Source organism: Intrasporangium sp. (genome assembly GCF_035688975.1).
Lineage (GTDB): Bacteria > Actinomycetota > Actinomycetes > Actinomycetales > Dermatophilaceae > CALMNV01.
Map to the genome: position 1 here is coordinate 1 of NZ_DASSMH010000151.1, position 4120 is coordinate 4120.

Genomic DNA, 4120 nt, shown 5'->3' on the forward strand with positions numbered 1-4120 from the left:
TCGGCCCGCGTCGTGGTGCCCGACTTCCAGCTCTCCCTGGCGATCGGCAAGGAGGGCCAGAACGCCCGCCTCGCCGCCCGCCTCACCGGCTGGCGCATCGACATCCGCTCCGACGAGGAGGAACGGGACACCGACGCCTGACGGGGGCTGGTTGGGATCGCCGGTCGACCGGCGATCCCTGCACTTGTCGGCCGTTGCAACCCCTACAAAGTGACAGGAACGCGTCGGGGGTGTGACCAGCGGGGCGGGTGGGAAGGCCGAGGGGTCAGTGCGAGCCGCTGATCCGGTCCACCTCGAGCACCGGCACGAGGCCCGCGTCGTCGCCGCGTGACCAGGCCGGGAAGTCGAAGACCGCGATCATCACCTGGAGGGGGTACGTCGGGGGGCCGGCGCAGGTGCGGACCTGCCGCCCGTCGACGGTGAAGACCGCCTCGTGCTCGTCCCAGTCCACGGCGTACTCGTGCCAGTCCGCGACGTCGAGGCTCACCCGCGGCGCGGCGAAGTCGTGGGTGAGCGCGGGGTCGCGGAACTTCTTCAGCCCCATCCCGATCTCGGCCGACCGACCCGGCTCGACGTCCTTCCCGAACACCTCGACCAGGCAGATCTCCCCGCTCTCCTCGGGCGTCTCCTCGAAACCGCTCAGCCAGACCGCGGCCATCGAGCGGTGGGAGATCTCCATCCGGCAGCGCACCACGACCCGGCCCCGGCGGGGCAGCCAGCCCTCCAGACGGGGCTGCTCCTCGCGGACCGTCTGCTGGTCGACGAACGGCTGCCCGCCGACCGCGCTGCCCACCGGGCCCGCATGGGCGCCGGAGGCGATCCCCGACACCCGGAGCGGCTCGGGGTGCAGGTCGGGGCACCACAGCGGCTGCTCGGGAGGGATCCACAGGCACAGCCGCCCGCCGCCCACGGCGTACGTCGCCCGCGTCGCGGCCCGGGAGCTCCAGTGCGGCAGGTAGTGCGGGTCCCACACGGCCGGGTCGAGCCGGTCGCCGCCGAAGTCGTCGCTGAAGTCGCCGGATTCGCTGAAGTCACCGGAGTCGCCGGAGTCGCCGGAGTCGCTGACGGTGCGGGCGGCCACGTGCCCGAGCCTAGGGGCGGCCACCGACGCTCAAGCGCCGAGGAAGTCCTCGATGGCCGGCCAGTATGCCGGGTCCTCGTGCAGCGTCCCGTGCTCGGCGTCCGGCAGGTCGAGCACGGCGGTGTCGTCGGGGAGCACCTCGAGCAGCCGGTCGGTCCGCGGCGGCCGGACCACTGCGTCGCGTCCGGCACGGACCACCAGGACGCGGGAGCGGAGCTCGTGGGCCACGGCCGCCGAGTCCCACCGGTCGCGGATGAGGTGACGCACGGGCAGCCGCGGGAACAGGTCGGCGCCGGTGGCGACCAGGCTGTCGAACGGCGTGACCAGCACCAGCCGCTCGACCTCGCGGCGTACCGCCACCTGCATCGCCACCCCGCTGCCGAGGCTGCGGCCGACCACGTCGACCGGGCCGGGGTGCCGGGCGGCCGCGTGGTCGTGCACGGCCAGCGCGTCGGAGGTGAGGGCCGGCTCGCTCGGGCGGCCCTCGCTCGCGCCGTACCCGCGATAGGCGACCAGGTACGACGTGTGGTCGGGGAAGCGTCGTCCCAGCTCGGGCACGAGCCAGTCCAGGCCTTCGCCGTTGCCGCCGTAGTAGACCAGCGCCCGGTCGCGGCCGGGGTTGACCTCCCAGCCGCGCAGCGCGACCCCGCCGGAGCGCAGCTCGAGGTCGGTCCGGTCGGCCGGGACCCGGGTGCCGGCGGCGGGGTAGACGAGCCGACGAGCCACGGGAGACAGCAGAGCAGCGAGCGGACGCACGGGCGCACGCTAGCGGGCCCCCGGTCGGGGCGGTTCGGGGAATAGCCCCGAGGAGGGGTAGGGTTGAACCAGTGGTTCGCGCTTCGCTGTCCCCTGCCTCCACGGTCCCGCCAGGGCCCGTCCGGACGTGCATCGGATGTCGGGAGCGGGCCGCGAAGAGCGAGCTGGTGCGGGTGACCGTCGGCTCGGACGCCACCGGCCGACCCGCCGCGGTGCCCGATCCAGCAGCCACCCGGCCCGGTCGAGGAGCGCACCTGCACCCCACGACCGCGTGCTACGACCTCGCCGTCCGCCGCCGAGCGTTCGCATCTGCCCTCCGGGCCGGTGCCGCTCTCGACAGCGCGCCGGTCGCGGCGTACCTCGCCTCGTTCACCGGCACCACCCTGAGCAGCAGCACAGGCAGCAGCACAGCAAGCAGCACAGCAAGCACGACCGACCGACCGTCCGAAGAGGAACTGGAGCAGTAGCTCATGAGCACTCGATGAGTACCTCCCGATGAGTTTGCAGCACCCACCCACGGTCTGAGTTCCGCCCCTCGCGCAGAGGGAAGGGGTCTCGGGCCGCACGAAGGAGAACCGTGGCCAAGACCCGAGTACACGAGCTCGCCAAGGAGTTCGGAGTCGAGAGCACGTTCGTTCTCGAGAAGTTCAAGGAGATGGGGGAGTTCGTCAAGTCGGCGAGCTCGACCGTCGAGCTCCCGGCGGAGATGCGTTTCCGCAAGGAGTACGGCGAGAACCTGAAGTCGCAGGCGCCCACCCCGGCCGAGAAGCCGGCTGCCAAGCCGGCGGCGAAGAAGGCTGCCGCCGCTCCCGCGCCCGCGGAGAGCGACGTCGTGGCGGTGGCTGCCGAGGCCGAGGCCCCGGCTGCCCCCAAGCCCGGCCCGCGTCAGGTGGCGGAGCCGCCGGCCGAGCCCGAGGCGCCGGCCGCCGAGGTGGAGACCCCGGCCGCCGAGCCGGAGAGCCCCGAGGCCCCCGCGGCCTCCTCGCCCACGCCGACCGCGCCGCGTCCGTCCGCCCGCCCCGGTACGCCGCGTCCGGGCAACAACCCGTTCGCGTCCAGCCAGGGGATGGGCCGGCGCCCGGCGCCCGCGCCGCGTGAGGGCGACGAGGACGACAACCGTCCGCCGCGTCCGGCGGCCGGTGGCCGTCCCGGCATGCCGCGTCCGAACCCCGCGATGATCGCCCGCAACCCCGGAGCCTTCGGGGCCAACCGCGGTCCCGGCGGCCCCGGCGGTGCCGGTGGTCCGGGCCGCGGCGGTGCTCCCGGCCGTGGCGGTGCGCCCGGTCGGGGCGGCGCCCCGGGCCGTGGCGGTGTCGGTGCCGGTGCTCCGGGTCGTCCCGGCGCCGGTGCAGGCGCCGGTGCTCCCGGTCGCGGCGGTCCCGGCTTCGGCGGTGGCCCCGGTGGCCGCGGCCGCCCGGGTCAGCGTGGGCAGACCCAGGGTGCGTTCGGCCGTCCCGGCGGCCCGTCGCGTCGCGGTCGCAAGTCCAAGCGGGCGCGTCGCCAGGAGTTCGAGGCCATGGAGGCCCCGACGATCGGCGGCGTGCGCGTCCGCAAGGGCAACGGCGAGACCGTCCGGCTCGCCCGAGGTGCGTCCCTGACCGACTTCGCCGAGAAGATCAACGTCGACGCCGCCTCGCTGGTGCAGATGCTGTTCTCGCTCGGCGAGATGGTGACCGCCACCGAGTCGGTCAACGACGCGACGCTCGAGCTGCTCGGCGAGGAGCTCAACTACGTCGTCCAGGTCGTCTCGCCCGAGGACGAGGACCGCGAGCTGCTCGAGTCCTTCGACCTCGAGTTCGGTGAGGACGAGGGCGACGAGTCCGACCTCGTCGTCCGCCCGCCGGTCGTCACCGTCATGGGTCACGTCGATCACGGCAAGACCAAGCTCCTCGACGCCCTCCGCTCGGCCAACGTGGTCGACAAGGAGGCCGGTGGCATCACCCAGCACATCGGTGCCTACCAGGTCACCACGGAGGTCGACGAGAACGAGCGCGCGATCACCTTCATCGACACCCCGGGTCACGAGGCGTTCACCGCCATGCGTGCCCGCGGCTCGCAGTCGTCGGACATCGCGGTCCTCGTGGTCGCCGCCGACGACGGCGTGATGCCGCAGACGGTGGAGGCGCTGAACCACGCCAAGGCGGCCGACGTGCCGATCGTGGTCGCGGTGAACAAGATCGACAAGCCGGAGGCCGACCCGACCAAGGTCCGCGGCCAGCTGACCGAGTACGGCCTGGTGCCCGAGGAGTACGGCGGCGACACGATGTTCGTCGACGTCTCGGC

At 73.6% G+C, this 4120-nt stretch carries 4 protein-coding genes and 1 pseudogene; 3 read left to right on the forward strand and 2 right to left on the reverse strand.

Features of this window, described 5'->3' with window-relative positions:
• A pseudogene (locus VFJ94_RS15745) lies at positions 1 to 141 on the forward strand (transcription termination/antitermination protein NusA); the annotation flags it as partial.
• Between the two features lie 124 nt (positions 142 to 265).
• Here the strand turns inward: VFJ94_RS15745 and VFJ94_RS15750 are convergent.
• Positions 266 to 1081, reverse strand: coding sequence for a glycoside hydrolase family 16 protein (locus VFJ94_RS15750; RefSeq protein ID WP_325005173.1), 816 nt, complete (start codon positions 1079 to 1081; stop codon positions 266 to 268).
• A gap of 30 nt (positions 1082 to 1111) precedes the next feature.
• Positions 1112 to 1807, reverse strand: a complete 696-nt coding sequence (locus tag VFJ94_RS15755) for an alpha/beta hydrolase (RefSeq protein WP_325005174.1) — start codon at positions 1805 to 1807, stop codon at positions 1112 to 1114.
• 101 nt (positions 1808 to 1908) lie between these two features.
• Between VFJ94_RS15755 and VFJ94_RS15760 the strand changes: the two genes are divergently transcribed.
• Both VFJ94_RS15760 and VFJ94_RS15765 read left to right on the forward strand, forming a co-directional pair.
• A complete protein-coding gene (locus tag VFJ94_RS15760; protein ID WP_325005175.1) occupies positions 1909 to 2304 on the forward strand; it encodes a YlxR family protein in 396 nt (131 codons plus the stop codon).
• Positions 2305 to 2414: 110 nt separating this feature from the next.
• A partial coding sequence (locus tag VFJ94_RS15765; RefSeq protein WP_325005176.1) for a translation initiation factor IF-2 occupies positions 2415 to 4120 on the forward strand: 1706 nt, incomplete at its 3' end.